At 45.6% G+C, this 379-nt stretch carries 1 protein-coding gene; it reads right to left on the bottom strand.

What is annotated here, in order from left to right; genetic code table 11:
* On the bottom strand, nt 1–349 hold a 349-nt coding region (locus BGP75_RS21495; protein WP_233152995.1), incomplete at its 3' end, for a transposase.
* Between the last annotated feature and the right edge of the window lie 30 nt (nt 350–379).

The raw sequence follows: 379 nt of genomic DNA, 5'->3' as shown, positions 1-379 counted from the left end.
ACGATGCGTAGCGGATAGCCGGATGCTCGAAGTACTTCGCTACTCTCTTTGGCTTTTTCTGCAACATCCGCATATGGCCCAGCACTTTACCTGCCAAGTCCGATTGATTTCTTGCTGGTGATGCACTGCGGATCCCGGCCTTTAAATCCGCATTCAGATTCTCATCAGGATTTAAGTCTGGTGAATATGCGGGTAAATAGAATACTTCGATCTTTTCTCTATGACGTTCCAGCCATGCCTTTACCAGCTTGGCATGATGGACTCGAAGATTGTCTAGAATGAGAAACACTTTTCGTCCCGCATCCTTTATCAGACGCTTCATAAACCGTAGTAATACTTTTGCTGTCATGTTCTCTCCATACATCATGAAGCGTACAGC

It is taken from the genome of Motiliproteus sp. MSK22-1 (genome assembly GCF_001968815.1).
Lineage (GTDB): Bacteria > Pseudomonadota > Gammaproteobacteria > Pseudomonadales > Balneatricaceae > Motiliproteus.
Note: the sequence above shows the minus strand (reverse complement) of the source record. Positions and strands in the feature narration are given on the sequence as shown.